This is a genomic window from Mumia sp. zg.B17 (genome assembly GCF_019550915.1).
Taxonomy (GTDB): domain Bacteria; phylum Actinomycetota; class Actinomycetes; order Propionibacteriales; family Nocardioidaceae; genus Mumia.
In genome coordinates, this window is the sequence record NZ_JAHWCI010000008.1 from 516704 (window position 1) to 530606 (window position 13903).

The 13903-nt window shown below is 71.2% G+C and carries 17 protein-coding genes; 7 read left to right on the forward strand and 10 right to left on the reverse strand.

Going from position 1 to position 13903, the window contains the following annotated elements; genetic code table 11:
- Positions 1-119: 119 nt before the first annotated feature.
- Positions 120-860, reverse strand: a complete 741-nt coding sequence (locus KV097_RS15825; protein ID WP_308289459.1) for an oxidoreductase — start codon at positions 858-860, stop codon at positions 120-122.
- 49 nt (positions 861-909) lie between these two features.
- On the opposite strand from KV097_RS15825, the gene KV097_RS15830 reads away from it, so the two are divergent.
- From KV097_RS15830 to KV097_RS15840, 3 genes are all read left to right on the forward strand, one after another.
- Positions 910-1692: a class I SAM-dependent methyltransferase gene (locus KV097_RS15830; protein ID WP_220366401.1), complete on the forward strand. Its 783-nt coding sequence runs from the start codon at positions 910-912 to the stop codon at positions 1690-1692.
- 80 nt (positions 1693-1772) lie between these two features.
- Positions 1773-2105, forward strand: coding sequence for a helix-turn-helix domain-containing protein (locus KV097_RS15835; RefSeq protein WP_374106995.1), 333 nt, complete (start codon positions 1773-1775; stop codon positions 2103-2105).
- A gap of 72 nt (positions 2106-2177) precedes the next feature.
- The gene (locus KV097_RS15840) at positions 2178-2687 is read left to right on the forward strand and encodes a DUF402 domain-containing protein (RefSeq protein ID WP_220343154.1); all 510 of its coding nucleotides are present in this window, start codon (positions 2178-2180) and stop codon (positions 2685-2687) included.
- A 4-nt stretch (positions 2688-2691) separates the two neighbouring features.
- On the opposite strand, the gene KV097_RS15845 is transcribed toward KV097_RS15840, so the two are convergent.
- Complete coding sequence (locus KV097_RS15845; protein ID WP_220366402.1) at positions 2692-3066, reverse strand: VOC family protein; 375 nt, start codon at positions 3064-3066, stop codon at positions 2692-2694.
- A 75-nt stretch (positions 3067-3141) separates the two neighbouring features.
- Between KV097_RS15845 and KV097_RS15850 the strand changes: the two genes are divergently transcribed.
- Positions 3142-4602, forward strand: coding sequence for a GuaB1 family IMP dehydrogenase-related protein (locus tag KV097_RS15850; protein WP_220366403.1), 1461 nt, complete (start codon positions 3142-3144; stop codon positions 4600-4602).
- Positions 4603-4605: 3 nt separating this feature from the next.
- Here KV097_RS15850 and KV097_RS15855 read toward each other — a convergent pair whose 3' ends face one another.
- Genes KV097_RS15855 through KV097_RS15865 form a run of 3 tightly spaced genes read right to left on the reverse strand, consistent with a single transcriptional unit; the run spans position 4606 to position 6580 of the window.
- A complete protein-coding gene (locus KV097_RS15855; RefSeq protein WP_301021800.1) occupies positions 4606-5220 on the reverse strand; it encodes a CbiQ family ECF transporter T component in 615 nt (204 codons plus the stop codon).
- On the reverse strand, positions 5217-5930 hold the full coding sequence (locus KV097_RS15860; protein ID WP_220366404.1) for an energy-coupling factor ABC transporter ATP-binding protein: 714 nt from the start codon (positions 5928-5930) through the stop codon (positions 5217-5219). The genes KV097_RS15855 and KV097_RS15860 overlap by 4 nt, the downstream gene beginning before the upstream one ends.
- Before the next feature lie 2 nt (positions 5931-5932).
- On the reverse strand, positions 5933-6580 hold the full coding sequence (locus KV097_RS15865) for a biotin transporter BioY (protein ID WP_308289460.1): 648 nt from the start codon (positions 6578-6580) through the stop codon (positions 5933-5935).
- Positions 6581-6616: 36 nt separating this feature from the next.
- Between KV097_RS15865 and KV097_RS15870 the strand changes: the two genes are divergently transcribed.
- Positions 6617-7207 carry a TetR/AcrR family transcriptional regulator C-terminal domain-containing protein gene (locus KV097_RS15870; protein WP_220345898.1) on the forward strand — a complete coding sequence of 197 codons (591 nt, stop codon included), beginning with the start codon at positions 6617-6619 and terminating at the stop codon, positions 7205-7207.
- Here KV097_RS15870 and KV097_RS15875 read toward each other — a convergent pair.
- Positions 7188-7541 carry a hypothetical protein gene (locus tag KV097_RS15875; RefSeq protein WP_220343149.1) on the reverse strand — a complete coding sequence of 118 codons (354 nt, stop codon included), beginning with the start codon at positions 7539-7541 and terminating at the stop codon, positions 7188-7190. The genes KV097_RS15870 and KV097_RS15875 overlap by 20 nt on opposite strands.
- Positions 7542-7931: 390 nt before the next feature.
- Here KV097_RS15875 and acs point away from each other — a divergent pair, with 390 nt between their 5' ends.
- Positions 7932-9878 (forward strand): acetate--CoA ligase, encoded by a 1947-nt coding sequence (acs, locus tag KV097_RS15880; protein ID WP_220366567.1) that lies wholly within the window; start codon positions 7932-7934, stop codon positions 9876-9878.
- A 141-nt stretch (positions 9879-10019) separates the two neighbouring features.
- Positions 10020-10550: a phage holin family protein gene (locus KV097_RS15885; RefSeq protein WP_220343148.1), complete on the forward strand. Its 531-nt coding sequence runs from the start codon at positions 10020-10022 to the stop codon at positions 10548-10550.
- Between the two features lie 12 nt (positions 10551-10562).
- Here KV097_RS15885 and KV097_RS15890 read toward each other — a convergent pair whose 3' ends face one another.
- The 4 genes from KV097_RS15890 to KV097_RS15905 all read right to left on the reverse strand — a co-directional run bounded on the left by KV097_RS15890 (position 10563) and on the right by KV097_RS15905 (position 13902).
- A complete protein-coding gene (locus tag KV097_RS15890; RefSeq protein ID WP_220366405.1) occupies positions 10563-11396 on the reverse strand; it encodes a hypothetical protein in 834 nt (277 codons plus the stop codon).
- A 61-nt stretch (positions 11397-11457) separates the two neighbouring features.
- Positions 11458-11904, reverse strand: a complete 447-nt coding sequence (locus tag KV097_RS15895) for a hypothetical protein (protein ID WP_220343146.1) — start codon at positions 11902-11904, stop codon at positions 11458-11460.
- A gap of 106 nt (positions 11905-12010) precedes the next feature.
- A complete protein-coding gene (locus KV097_RS15900; RefSeq protein WP_220366406.1) occupies positions 12011-13183 on the reverse strand; it encodes a MarP family serine protease in 1173 nt (390 codons plus the stop codon).
- Positions 13180-13902: a CoA pyrophosphatase gene (locus tag KV097_RS15905; protein WP_220345895.1), complete on the reverse strand. Its 723-nt coding sequence runs from the start codon at positions 13900-13902 to the stop codon at positions 13180-13182. Before KV097_RS15905 ends, KV097_RS15900 begins: the two co-directional genes overlap by 4 nt.
- Position 13903: the final 1 nt, after the last annotated feature.

A 13903-nucleotide genomic window follows, 5' to 3' on the forward strand; every position in this document is an offset into this window, starting at 1 on the left:
TGCTACGGAGTTCAGGACGCTTGGTAGCCGAGGTCAAGGCCAGCCGAAGACGCGCCATCTCAAGCAGATGGCGCGTCTGCTGTCTGCTGTCTGCTCCGGCCGTACGGCGCCGCGACGGGTCATCCCCGCCGTCGCGGACCCTTCGGGGGCTCGACCGGGGCAGCCTCCGCCCCGTCGGCGTAGGCCTGCGCGGCGTACAGCAGCCACCGGTGGACGCTGGCCGTGCCGCCTTCCTCGTACTCGCCCAGAAGCTTCGCGTATCCCGCTCCGGCCAGCCTGTGCCCCGCCTCCGGCACCGTCAGGCTGGCAGGGTCGACGCCCTTCGCAACGAGGACCAGCCGCTCCGCCGCCCGCGCGACGATCCTGTTGTCGGAGACGAAGGCACCGGCGGTCGCGATCTCGGCGTGGACCACCGCGGCGACGAGCAGCCCGGGCGCCTGGGTCGGCGCCACGACGGCCTGTGCGAGGGTCCCCAGACGGCGCGCACCCTCGGGCGAGACCGGTCGACCCAGCTCGTCGTCGGCGACCCGGCCGCGGGCTACGAGCGCGTGCAGACGCGCGATCGCCTGCAGGGGCGCGGTGTTCCAGGTGGGCACCAGACCGAGAAGCTCGGTCGTCATCCGCGCCACCGCCAGAGCGAGCGGGTCCGCCTCGCCGGCCCGCAGCCCGTCGGGATCGTACGGCGCGCCCTCGATGGCGGCGCTCGACGCGGCACCGAGCAGGAGCGAGTCGGCCGTCATCTCGGGAGTGCTGCGGCGAAGGCCGCGGTCACGGAGCAGGGAGTCGATGCCGTCGCGGGTAGCGGCGAAGGCAGACGGCACACCGTCCATCGCGACCAGCGAGGAAAAGGGGTCAGGCACGCCCTGCAGAGTACCCGGACCGACAGGAGCCACTTGGTAGCCTCGGCCTGTGGACAGGTCCTGGGAGCGCACGCGCGGGTTCGACGCGTACGCCAGCGACTACGCGCTCGCCCGGCCCTCCTATCCCGAGCGGGCGGTCCGGTGGCTCGTCGGAGAAGCACCCGTACGCGTGCTCGAGGTCGGCGCCGGCTCCGGGCAGATGACGGGAGCACTTCTCCAGGCGGGTCACGAGGTGGTCGCGCTCGACCGCTCGTCGGAGATCCTGGGGCAGCTCGCCTCGCGCCTGGACGTGCCGGTGGTTCGCGGCGTCGCCGAACGGCTGCCCTTCCACGCCGGGGCGTTCGACGTCGTGGTCGCCGCCGAGTCGTTCCACTGGTTCGATCCGCTGCGCACCCTCCCGGAGCTCGCCCGCGTGCTGCGGACAGGCGGCCGGCTGTCGCTGGTCTGGAACACCCGGGACGAGTCCGTCCCGTGGGTCCGCCGACTCACCTCGATCATCGACGCCGAGCCCGACGACCTCGAGGAAATCACGGCGTCGCTGCCCCTGTCGGGCCTGTTCGGGCTGCCTGAGTCGTCCGAGTACGGCTTCTGGCAACAGCTCGACCTCGACGCGCTCCTGGCCCTCGTCGCGTCACGCTCGTCGATCGCCGCGCGCCGGGCGGCCGAGCGCGATCACATCCTCGCGCAGGTGGCCGGGCTGTACGAGAGCCACGCGAGCGGTCACAACGGCCTGCGGATGCGCTACGCGACGCGATGCTTCCGCGCCGAGGTCCACAAGGACGCGCTCAACCCCGGCACCGTGGCGCGCGAGCTCCGCGTCGACCTCGGCTGAGGGCCGCCGACACGTCTGCTGAGAGCGAACGCGGTCGATTCCGATGGCGCCGACTTGGGTCACCGGCCTAGCGTGAAGGGGTGACCACGTCGCTCGTCCCCGTCCAGCCCGCACCGGAGCCCACGCCGCTGCTGCGGCACGCGCTGGGTGACGCGCTGCGAGACGAGCGCCAGGCGCGCGGACGGACGCTCCGCGACGTGGCGAAGTCGTCGCAGGTCTCGCTGGCCTATCTCTCTGAGATCGAGCGTGGTCAGAAGGAAGCATCCTCGGAGATCATCGCCGCCGTGTCCACGGCTCTCGGGATCACCATGCTCGACCTGGTCGCCTCGGTGGCCCGCACGTACGCGGTGCACGAGGGCCACGGCGCGATGCGTGCCGCCGGCGGGCCGTGCCCGGTCGCGATCGCTGCCTGACCGGTGCACGCGGCGGGCTCAGGGGGGCGTGCCGCCGTCACGCCTGCCTCGCCCGGCTCGAGGGTACGGCAGGTGACCACGAAGTACGGCGGACACCCGCACTGGGAGTTCGACACGGTCCTCACCGTGACCGACGACCTGGGCAGCTGGTTGTTCATGCCCGCGGGCTCGCAGATGGTGCGTCCCGGACGGGTGATCGCGACCAGGGTCGCGAGCATCACCCTCGTGCCTCACACCGATCCGTACGTGGCGACGTTCCACGCCGTCGAGGACGACCCGACTCAGCTCCTCCGATGGAGGCTCTATGTCGACATGACGACGCCGGCCGTCTGGGAGCGCCCTGATCTGGTCACGATGCTCGACCTCGACCTGGACGTCGTGCAGACGGTCGACGGGACCGTCGAGCTGCTCGACGAGGACGAGCTCGCGGAGCACCGCGTGACCCTCGGCTATCCCGACGACGTGGTGGCCCTCGCCGAGCGGTCGGCCGCTGACGTCGTGCGGGCGGTGAGCGCCGGCACGGAGCCGTTCGGGACCCTCGGCCGGCGCCGCCTGCGCGACGCCGTCCGCGCGTACGGGTAGGCGCTCAGGCCCGCGACCAGGCCCCGAGCTCGTTGCCGCTCGGGTCGAGGAAGTGGAACCGGCGGCCACCCGGGAACCCGTACGGCCCCTGGACGACACGCCCACCCGCGGCGGTGACGGTCTCAGCGCACGCCTCCAGGTCGGGGGCGTACACCTGGACCAGCGTGCTGCCGCGCACCACCTCGTCAGCGAGCCGGAGACCACCCGCCTCGTGCCCCTCCGGCTCGGCGGGCGTGCGGAATCCGGCGTACTCGTCGCCGTACGGGACGATCTCCCACCCGAAGGCCTCGCGATAGAACGCGGAGGCCGCGGGCAGGTCGGTGACGGCGATCTCGACGTAGTCGACCGACAGCGGGATGAGGTGCTCATGAACAGGCATGGCGCCACGGTGCCATCGGGGTCGGACAAGTTCGTGTGACGCGAGCGGCGTGACGGCAGCGATCAGTACGCTGGAATGGTGCGCTTCCTCAACGATCTGCAGCCGACCGGCGATCTGACCTACAGCGACGTGTTCATGGTGCCGTCGCGCTCCGACGTGACCTCACGGTTCGACGTCGACCTCACGACTCCCGACGGCGTCGGCACGACGATCCCGATCGTCGCCTCCAACATGACGGCGGTCTCCGGTCGCCGCATGGCCGAGACCCTCGCGCGGCGGGGCGGGCTCGCCGTCATCCCGCAGGACATCCCGCTCGACGTCGTCGGGCGGTCGGTCGCCCAGGTCAAGGCCGCGCACCCCGTCTACGACACCCCGGTGTCGGTCTCGCCGGACACGACCGTCGGGGAGGCCCTCAGCCTCCTGAGCAAGCGGGCGCACGGCGCCGTTCTGGTGGTCGACGGCGACAAGCCTCTCGGCGTGGTCACCCACCACGACGGGGCGGAGGTCGACCGCTTCGCCCAGGTGCACGAGGTGATGAGCACCGACGTCCTCACGGTCCAGGCGTCCGACGAGCCGCGCGCGATCTTCGACGCTCTCAGCGAGCGCCACGTGTCGTACGCGCCGGTGCTCGACGGTGGCGACCTCGTCGGCGTGACGACCAAGAAGAGCTCGCTCCGCTCCACCCTCTACACCCCGGCGCTCGACCCGGAGGGCCGTCTCGAGGTCGGTGCCGCGATCGGGATCAACGGCGACGTCCGGAGCAAGGCCGCGGCGCTGCTGGCGATGGGCGTCGACGTGCTGGTCGTCGACACCGCCCACGGCCACCAGGACAAGATGCTGCGCGCCCTGCCGGAGGTCGTCGCCGAGCGGGACGCGTACGCCGACCAGACAGGGCGTCGCATCCCTGTCGTCGCCGGCAACGTGGTCTCCGCAGAGGGCACCCGTGACCTCGTCGCCGCCGGAGCCGACATCGTCAAGGTCGGGGTCGGTCCGGGCGCGATGTGCACGACGCGCATGATGACCGGAGTCGGCCGGCCGCAGTTCTCGGCGGTGCTGGAGTGCGCAGCCGCGGCCGCCGAGCTGGGCGCGCACGTCTGGGCCGACGGTGGCGTCCGCTACCCGCGCGACGTCGCCCTCGCCCTCGCCGCAGGAGGCTCGAGCGTGATGATCGGCTCCTGGCTCGCCGCCACGTACGAGAGCCCCGGCGACCTCCGCACCGGTTCCGACGGTCGCGACTACAAGGAGTCGTTCGGCATGGCGTCGGCCCGCGCCGTCTCCAACCGGACCCGCGACGCCGCCGGCTTCGAGCGGGCCCGCATGGCGTTGTTCGAGGAGGGCATCAGCACCTCGCGGATGTACGTCGACCCGGAGCGCCCAGGCGTCGAGGACCTCGTCGACGAGATCATCGCCGGTGTCCGCTCGTCGGCCACCTACGCCGGCGCCCGCACCATCGGGGAGTTCGCGGAGCGCGCGGTCGTGGGGCTGCAGAGCACCGCCGGGTACGAGGAGGGTCGCCCGCTGCACGTGAGCTGGTGACGCTCAGTCGTCGCCGAGGCCTCGGGCCGCGAGCGCGTCACCGGTCTCCTGAGCACGGGCGACGACGCGGATGACGAACGGTGACAGGTACGCGCGCGGTCGACGCTCGAGCCCGCGCGCACGCGCGGCGTCGCGGGTCTCGACGGCGATCGCGATCGTCCCCGGGAGCGCCTGGATCGCGAGTCCCAGGGTCAGGGCGACGCGCTCGGGATCGGCTCCGAACCGCCGGAACGGCCGGATCCAGCCCACGACGGCGTCGAGCATCGCGTTGACGGGCGTCGTGGTCGTGAGCACGACCGCGGCGAGGGCGAGCGCGACGAGGTCCACCACCGTCTCGATCGCCCGGTCCGGTCCCTTCAGCCACCACTGGAACCCGGCGACGACGACCGCGATCAGCAGCACGCTGCGCGCCGCCCGCAGCACCGACCCGAGCGCGACCTGGGCGAGCACGGCCGCGGCCACCGCCAGCGCGAGGAACACCCACGACGCCGGCATGCTGCGTACGGCGACGACCGCGATGCTGAACGCCGCGAGCGCGCTCACCTTGGCTCCCACCGGCATCCGGTGCACGACGGAGTCGCCGGGCTGGTGAAGGCCGACGAGGACCGGGGTGCTCACCTCACCGCTCCCGACCGCGCCTCCACCGACGCGACGTAGTCGTCCACCGCGGCGTCGGCCGCACCGTCGTAGCGGAGGCGACCGTCCTCGATCACGAGCACGCGGTCACAACGCCGGGCGAGCGCGAGGTCGTGGGTGACCAGGAGCAGCTGCTGGTCGAGCCCCAGGAGGACATCGCCCACGGTGCGGGTGTTGGCGAGGTCGAGCAGCGTCGTCGGCTCGTCGGCGACGACGACCGCGGGCTGCACCGCCAGCACCCCCGCGAGGGCGAGCATCTGGCGCTGGCCTCCCGACAGCGCGTGCACGCTCGTGTCGGCGAGATCGGCCAGGTCGAAGGAGTCGAGGACCTCCAGCGCGCGGGCACGCCGTGCGGCAGCCCTCTTGACGTGCCTGCGCAGCGACAGCTCGACGTCCTCGACGCACGTCGGCATCACGACCTGTGCCGCCGGGTCGGTGAACACGAACCCGACGCGGCGGCGTACGCGGGAGGCGTCCCGCGCGACGTCCACCCCGTCGACCAGGACCCGACCGGTCGTGGCCGTCACCAGACCGTTCACGAGACGCGCAAGGGTGGACTTGCCGGACCCGTTGGCTCCGACGACGCCGATGCGGCGCTCGGTGAGCTCGAGCGTGATGGGCTCGAGCACGACCTTGAGGCCGTGCGGGGTGTCGACCGTGACGCCGGCGGCATCGAAGCTGAGCGTGGGCACGGTCAGGGGTGGAGCAGCTTGGGGAAGGCGCGGTGCACCTCGGCGGCGATGATGGCGACCAACGTCGTCTTGAGCAGGTCGCCGACCCAGAAGGGCGCGTCCCACGTGGCCGCGGTCCACAGCGAGACGTCCTGGTGGATCGCCATGCCGACGATGCCCATCGGGTGGATGACGAGGATGCTCGCAGCCATCGAGCAGCAGAACACCCACGCCGCGCGAGTCTTGCGTCGCGGGCCGGCGACGTAGGCCACCAGGAACCCGCCCAGTGCGGCGGCGAACGGGAAGCTGATCAGGTAGCCCGCGCTGACGCTGGTGAAGGCCCCGAGGCCGGCGCTGTGCTCGGCGAAGACGGGGAGCCCGATGGCACCGAGGGTGAGGTAGAGGGCCACGGCAGCGAACCCTCGGACGGGCCCGAGCAGACAACCCGTGAGCATCACGGCGAAGGTCTGGAGCGTGATCGGGACGCCGGCCGAGCCGACCGGGATCGCACCGATGTAGGCGCAGGCGGAGATGAGTGCGGCGAACGCCGCGATCAGGGCGAGGTCGGTGGTCGAGAACCTGCGGGAGCTCGCCCGCGCAGTCGGCGTGGCGTCGGGCGTGGTGTCTGGGGTGGCGTCGAGCGACATGAGCATCTCCTGAACGGTGTTCACCTGAACAGTGTTCAGGCTAGTCGATAGGGTGGGCTCATGGCCAACAGCCTCCAAGACGTCGTGGACGCGGCACTCACCGTGCTCGACACCCACGGTCTCGAGTTCCTCTCGATGCGACGGGTCGCGGCCGCCCTCGACGTTCAGCCCAGCGCGCTCTACCACCACGTCCCCAACAAGCAGACGCTGTTGGCGCTGATGGCGGACGAGATCCTCGCCCGAGGCCGGCGAGACGAGCCGGCGGGCAGCTGGGACGAGCGGGCGAAGGCGCTCTGCCACGAGTTCCGCAGCGCGATGCTGGCGGTCCGCGACGGCGCCGAGGTGGTCGCGACAGCGTCAGCGTTCGGCCTCGGTGCGCGCGAGCCCGAGGAGAGGCTCGTCGCGGCGCTCGAGGACTTCGACGACGACGTCGCCGTCTCGGGCGCGAGGACGATCATGCTCTTCGTGCTCGGGCATGCCTCAGCACGTCAGATGCACGAGCAGGCGAGCGCCACCGGGGCGATCGCGCGCGACGACTCGATCGGGTCGGCGGCGTCCTTCGACCTCGGGCTGGGACTGATCCTGTCCGGGCTCCGAACCGTGTCGCCCGTGGCGGCGCGAGCGCCCCGCCTCAGCGCATCATCTCGCTGAACGAGGACGTCGGCGTCGACACTCCCTGCGGGCCGACGACGATCTGGCTCGCCAGCCGGAACACCTCGATCAGAAGCCGGTCGAGGGTGTCCACGAGCGCTGCCTCGTTGGGCGTGCTGCTCCGGAACAGCTGGGTGTCGACGTTGCGGTGCGCCTCCACCCAACCGATCGAGGACCACGACTCTGCGACGGTCGTCGCGACGTCGCCGCGATAGTCGCTGGTGAGCCGCAGCCGAGACCCTGCTCGGTGACTGAAGATCACGATGCGCCGCATGGACGACGGGCCCTTGGTGGTGGCTTCATGAATGATCTGCCAACCGGGATACGCGGTCACTTTGCTCTCTTCTTCGTTTCTTGCGGTCGCCGAACCAACCGTCCTGTACCGCCCCCGTGCGCGTCATCCTAGCCCCTCCGAGCACGCGTACACACCCACTCCCCGCAGAATGATCTCCACCACAGTGGATTCGGCGAATCGTTGGTATTTCAGCCATGTGTCGACCGGCGACGACCTGCCGGCCCGTGAGACCGGTCACGCGCCGGGCCGGCCGGCAGCGAGTCCGATCCGCAGGTCGTACGGCGCCTGCCGCCGACCGCACGGACCACGCCGTTGATCGATCCGGCGCGGTCCCGCACCCCGTACAGCATGTGACCGGGGGCACAATGGTCGGCGGAACGTGCCGCCGAGACCTGAGGAAGTGCCGTGGGAGAGTCGCTGTCCAACCTGATGCAGGAGAACCGCCGTTTCGAGCCCCCCGCCGAGCTGGCAGCCGACGCCAACGTCACGGCCCAGACGTACGACCTCGCCGCCGAGGATCGCCTGGCGTTCTGGGCCGACGCGGCACGACGCCTGGACTGGGAGAAGCCGTTCACCGAGGTTCTCGACTGGTCCAACCCCCCGTTCGCGAAGTGGTTCGCCGACGGCACGCTCAACGCGTCGTACAACTGCGTCGACCGGCACGTCGAGGCCGGCCGCGGGGACAAGGTCGCCTTCCACTGGGTCGGCGAGCCCGAGGGTGACTCGCGCACCCTCACGTACGCGGACCTCAAGGACGAGGTGAGCAAGGCCGCGAACGCGATCGAGGAGCTGGGCGTGGAGGCCGGCGACCGGGTCGCCATCTACATGCCGATGATCCCCGAGGCGGTCGTCGCCATGCTCGCCTGCGCGCGCATCGGCGCGGTGCACACGGTCGTGTTCGGCGGCTTCTCCGCCGACGCCCTCGCCAGCCGCGTGGTGGACTGCGGCGCCAAGCTCGTCATCACCGCGGACGGCGGCTACCGCCGTGGCGCCCCCTCCGCTCTCAAGCCGGCCGTCGACGAGGCGGTGGCCAAGGTGTCGGCGGAGCAGCCGGGACTCGTCGAGAACGTCCTCGTCGTCCGCCGCACCGGTCAGGACGTCGCATGGAACGGCGATCTCGACGTCTGGTGGCACGAGGTCGTCGACGCGTCGTCGACCGAGCACCGCCCCAAGGCCTTCCCCGCCGAGCACCCGCTCTACGTCATGTACACGTCGGGTACGACCGGCAAGCCCAAGGGCATCCTGCACACCACCGGGGGCTACCTCGCCCAGGCCGCGTGGACGCACTGGGCGGTCTTCGACCTGAAGACCGAGACCGACGTCTACTGGTGCACCGCCGACATCGGCTGGGTCACCGGGCACAGCTACATCGTGTACGGCCCGCTGGCCAACGGCGCGACGCAGGTGCTGTACGAGGGCACGCCGGAGACCCCGCACAAGGGCCGGTGGTGGGAGATCATCCAGGAGTACGGCGTCACCATCCTCTACACCGCCCCGACGGCGATCCGCACCTTCATGAAGTGGGGCGCCGAGATCCCTGCGGAGTTCGACCTCTCCTCGCTGCGTGTGCTCGGGTCGGTGGGCGAGCCGATCAACCCCGAGGCGTACGTCTGGTACCGCGAGACCATCGGAGGCGGCCGCACACCGGTCGTCGACACGTGGTGGCAGACCGAGACCGGCGCGATCATGATCTCGCCGCTCCCGGGCGTCACCGCGGCGAAGCCCGGCTCGGCGATGCGGCCGATCCCCGGCATCGCCGCCGACGTGGTGAACGACGACGCCGAGTCGGTCCCCAACGGCTCCGGCGGATACCTCGTGCTCACCGAGCCGTGGCCGTCGATGCTGCGCACCCTGTGGGGCGACGACCAGCGGTTCATCGACACGTACTGGTCGCGCTTCGCGAACCTGTACTTCGCCGGTGACGGGGCCAAGAAGGACGACGACGGAGACCTCTGGCTCCTCGGCCGGGTCGACGACGTGATGAACGTGTCCGGCCACCGGTTGTCGACCACCGAGATCGAGTCCGCGCTGGTGTCGCACCCGAAGGTCGCCGAGGCCGCCGTCGTCGGCGCCACGGACGACACCACGGGGCAGTCGGTCGTCGCGTTCGTGATCCTGCGCGAGTCCGCCGGAGACGGCGGCACCGAGATCGTCGCGGACCTGCGCGCCCACGTCGCGAAGGAGATCGGCGCGATCGCGAAGCCGAAGTCGATCATGGTCGTCGCCGAGCTGCCCAAGACGCGCTCGGGCAAGATCATGCGCCGACTCCTCCGCGACGTCGCGGAGAACCGTCAGGTCGGGGACGTCACCACCCTGGCCGACTCCGGCGTGATGGATCAGATCAAGACCGGGATGTCGTCGTCCTCGGAGGACTGAGCACACCGGAAGCACCGGGCGTCGTACGGGTCGGGCCGCTCCCGACCCGTACGACGTCGGTCGGGGAGCGGCGGGGCAATGCCCCGAAAACGCGCTGATCCCCTAGGCTCGACTCGACCGAACTGCCTACGAGGAGTCGTGATGTCTCAGCCTGGAGCCCCCGGATCCGTGGACGACGCCGAGCCCACCATCGGGAGGCTCGTCTCGGACATCAGCAGCGACCTCTCCACGTTGGTGCGGGGAGAGATCGCGCTGGCGAAGTCTGAGCTCCGGGTCAGCGCCAAGGCGGGCGGGGTCGGCGCAGGCCTCCTCGTCGCGGTCGGCGTCCTGCTGCTCTTCGTGATCACGATGCTCTCGATGGCAGGCGGGTTCTTCTTCGCATGGCTCTTCGACCGCGACATCCCGCTCGGCTTCACGTGGGGCTTCCTCGTGATGACCGGTGTGTGGCTCCTCGTCGTGCTCATCTTCGCGCTGGTCGGCATCCGGTTCCTCAAGAAGGTCAAGGCGCCCAAGCGGACGATCGCGACCGTGCAGGAGATCCCCTCCGCCCTCAAGGGAAAGACCGATCCCCGCATCACCATCGATCTCCCGGCGGCCACGCCGTCCCCCGCGGGGGCCGACGCCGCTGCGGCTGCTGCGGAGCGCTCGAGGTCCGGCAAGCGCGCTCGCTGACCCCGCGTGCGCCTAGGGGCGCGCCTCAGGTCTCGAACGCACCACGAGACCGCTGACCACCGAGACCGCACCGGCGATCGCGAGCGCGGCCATCCAGACGGCGTACGAGCGCACCGCCTCGTCGTGGACCTGCTCCATCAGGGAGCGCCCGAACCCTGCTCCGGCGGCCACCTCGTCGACCACGCGGTCGCCCCCGGCGACGACCAGGATCATCTCCACGGCGGCGATCGCGACGAGCCCTAGTCCGAGCAGCACGAGCGCGCTGCCGCGACGCCGGGCAGCCGCGACGGCGCCCGCCAAGAGCAGGACCGCGGCGCCGCCCAGCGCCCACGACCACGGTGCCAGCTCGCGGAGGCGGTCGACGACGTCACGCTGCTCGGGAGTGCCGACGGCGACCACGAGGTCGCTCGGTCCCTGCAGCTGGGTGCCGAGCCGTCGGTTCGCCGCGTCGACGACCAGGTCCACCATCGGGGAGAGATCGACACCGAGGCGACCGTCGAGCTCCGCCGGAGGCATGTCGGTCACGTTGAGGCGGTGCGACAGCGTGTTGACCTCGGTCCAGGCGGCGTCGAATCCGCTGAGCTCCGTCATGCCGTCCGCAACCCTGCGCACGACCCCGTCGGCGGCGCGACCCGCGACACCGTCGAGACCGGTGTCGCTGACCACGGCGTCGGCGACGGTGTCGGCCAGCGCCGTACGAAACTCCGGGTCGTCGCCCAGCGGGGCGACGAGGGACACGTAGCCGGACTCGTCGACGATGGTGCGCTCGAACCACAGACCCGGCGCGGCTCCCGCGACGGCAACCAGCGCGAGCAGACCCAGCAGGAACGACGCCACGGTGCGCATAGCCGCAGCCTAGAGCGCCCGGGGAGCGCCCGGCAGCGTCATGACGGGCGGCCCCCCGCCCTCAGGGAGAGTCGACGCGGTCGACGAGCCAGTTGGTCCCGTCGGTGTCTCGGCTCATCGTCACGCGGTAGGGCCCGGCCGTGGTCGGCACCTCGACCCTCACCCGCGTCTTCGACCCGGCCATTATACGAGGCTTGCCCTCCGGCTTGGCGGGATCGAGCGACGCCGGGTCCGTGAAGGACAGGACGGACATCGCCACAGCGGAGAGCTGAGGCCGGAGCTCGGAGGTCCACTGCGCGATCGGGACGTCAGGGCGGGCCCAGAGCGTGACGACGCGGGTGGCCGACTCCATGGCGAGCTCGTCGGCCTCCTTCGACCCGAGGCTGCCGGTCTCGACAGAGTGGGAAGGACCCCCGCCGGTGTCTGCACCGGCAGACTCGTCATCACCACTGCAGGCCGAGACGGTCAACATCGTGAGCACGGCTACTGCCGCCAGTCGGGTCTTCACAGATCTCCTTCGATTGCGGACAACGCCGAACATCTTCCACGCACCCACCCCCTGAAGCGAATACGTGACGCGCAGGGAGTGCTCAAGAGTGACGGACGCCACATCATCACGCACACGGTCCTGTGTCCAGTCCTCGGGTCGCGCGCACGCCCTTGCGGGCGGCCTCGCCGACCTGACCCGCCGTGAGAGCGTAGCCGGTCGACGAGTCCGAGATCGACGCGGCAAAGATCACGCCCAGCACGCGACCGTCCTCGGAGATCATCGGGCCCCCGGAGTTGCCTGACCGGACCAGGCCGCGCAGGGAGTAGACCTCTCGCACGACCTGCGCCGACCCGTAGATGTCGGGACTGCGCAACCGCTGCTCGGACCGGATCCGCGCCGCGCGAGCGTCGAACGGACCGTTCTCGGGGAAGCCCAGGACCGCGGCGCTCTGTCCCTGCCGCGCGTCCTCGTCGAACGGGATCGCCGGCGCTCTCAGCCCTCGTGCGCGAAGCACGGCGACGTCGAGGCTCGGGTCGTAGTAGACGACGTCGGCGTCGTAGGTCTTGTCGCCCACCGTGACCGCGGGATCGTCGACCCCGGCGACCACGTGGGCGTTGGTCATCACGCGCTCCTTGGCGTACACGAACCCGGAGCCCTCGAGCCCGCGGTTGCACTCCGCACGACCGGTGACCCGGGCGACGCTGCGACGAGCGGACTGGACCTCCGGACGCTGCAGGACCGCGGGGTCGGGGGCTGCCGCGGGCTTGATCGTCTCCGGGGCGAACGGCTCGAGATAGCGCGGGAACAGCGTGGCGTCGACGACGCTGTCGAACGAGTGCAGCGCCGTACGGACGCCCTGCGGCATCACGGAGTCCACCTTGCCGAGCACCTGCGACCCGCGGACCGCAGTTGAGGCCCCCGGGATCTGCGAGCCCGAGACCGCGTAGCCGAGGGCCCAGCACACGACCACGCACGCGACCGCACTCAGTGCCACGCCGCCGGCCGCGTCCAGCGCCCGGGCCGGAGGATGCGTCATGCGGCCGCGCAGGCGCGTGCCGACCTGCGAGCCGATCGCCTGGCCGGCGGAGGCCAGGACCAGCACGAGGATCACGGCCACGAGTGAACGCACAGTCCCGTGCTCCAGCCGGGTCAGCAGCAGCGGCGACACCACCAGCCCGACCACACCACCGGCGATGAGACCGACCATCGCGACGGCACCGGCGACGAATCCACGAAGGTAGCCGAGGACGGCGTACGAGACGACGATCAGCAGGACGACGGCGTCGACGGGATTCATCGACGCCGTCCACGTGCCGCGTCGGTCTCGATCTCCTCGACCAACGGGTCGCGGGCCGTGCCGGGATAGGGGACGACGCGGCCGGCGTCCCACGGGCGCTCCCAGCCGACGGCGCCGAACAGCCGCGAGACGATCCCTGCGGTGAATCCCCAGAGCGTGAGCCCGCCGTTGACCGCGAACCCGGGACCCACCCAACCGGAGGGGTGGGAGACGGAGAAGCGGTTGACCGGATCGGTCAACTCGGCGACAGGGCTCCGGAAGACGGACTCGACCTCCACCGGGTCGACAGGCCGCACGGGACACGGGCGACGCCACCAGCCCAGCACGGGCGTGACGGCGAAGTTGCTCGGCGGCAGCCACAGGCGCGGCAGGGTCGCGAAGACGTCGACGCCGTCGGGGTCGAGCCCGACCTCCTCCTCGGCCTCGCGGAGAGCGGTGGCGACCGGACCGGCGTCCTCGGGGTCGGTCGCGCCGCCCGGGAACGCGATCTGGCCGGCGTGCGACCGCATCGAGTGCGCGCGCTCGGTGAGCAGCAGGTCGGGACCGGAGTCTCCCTCACCGAAGAGCACGAGCACGGCCGCCGGACGGGCCTTCGGCGGCGCCTCCGGCATCGAGGGCGACAGGAAGCGCGGGCTGTCGATGCTCCGCCCGACCTCGGCGAGGGGCCGCAGCCAGTCGGGCAGGGCGTCGTCGTCGACCAGCTCACGGGCGTACGTCATG

Coding starts and splice junctions, on each gene's coding strand:
- KV097_RS15845 (WP_220366402.1), bottom strand. CDS start 3,066: ATGCCTGTTCATGAGCACCTCATCCCGCTGTCGGTCGACTACGTCGAG.
- KV097_RS15850 (WP_220366403.1), top strand. CDS start 3,142: ATGGTGCGCTTCCTCAACGATCTGCAGCCGACCGGCGATCTGACCTAC.
- KV097_RS15870 (WP_220345898.1), top strand. CDS start 6,617: ATGGCCAACAGCCTCCAAGACGTCGTGGACGCGGCACTCACCGTGCTC.
- acs (WP_220366567.1), top strand. CDS start 7,932: ATGCAGGAGAACCGCCGTTTCGAGCCCCCCGCCGAGCTGGCAGCCGAC.
- KV097_RS15885 (WP_220343148.1), top strand. CDS start 10,020: ATGTCTCAGCCTGGAGCCCCCGGATCCGTGGACGACGCCGAGCCCACC.
- KV097_RS15890 (WP_220366405.1), bottom strand. CDS start 11,396: ATGCGCACCGTGGCGTCGTTCCTGCTGGGTCTGCTCGCGCTGGTTGCC.
- KV097_RS15900 (WP_220366406.1), bottom strand. CDS start 13,183: ATGAATCCCGTCGACGCCGTCGTCCTGCTGATCGTCGTCTCGTACGCC.
- KV097_RS15905 (WP_220345895.1), bottom strand. CDS start 13,902: ATGACGTACGCCCGTGAGCTGGTCGACGACGACGCCCTGCCCGACTGG.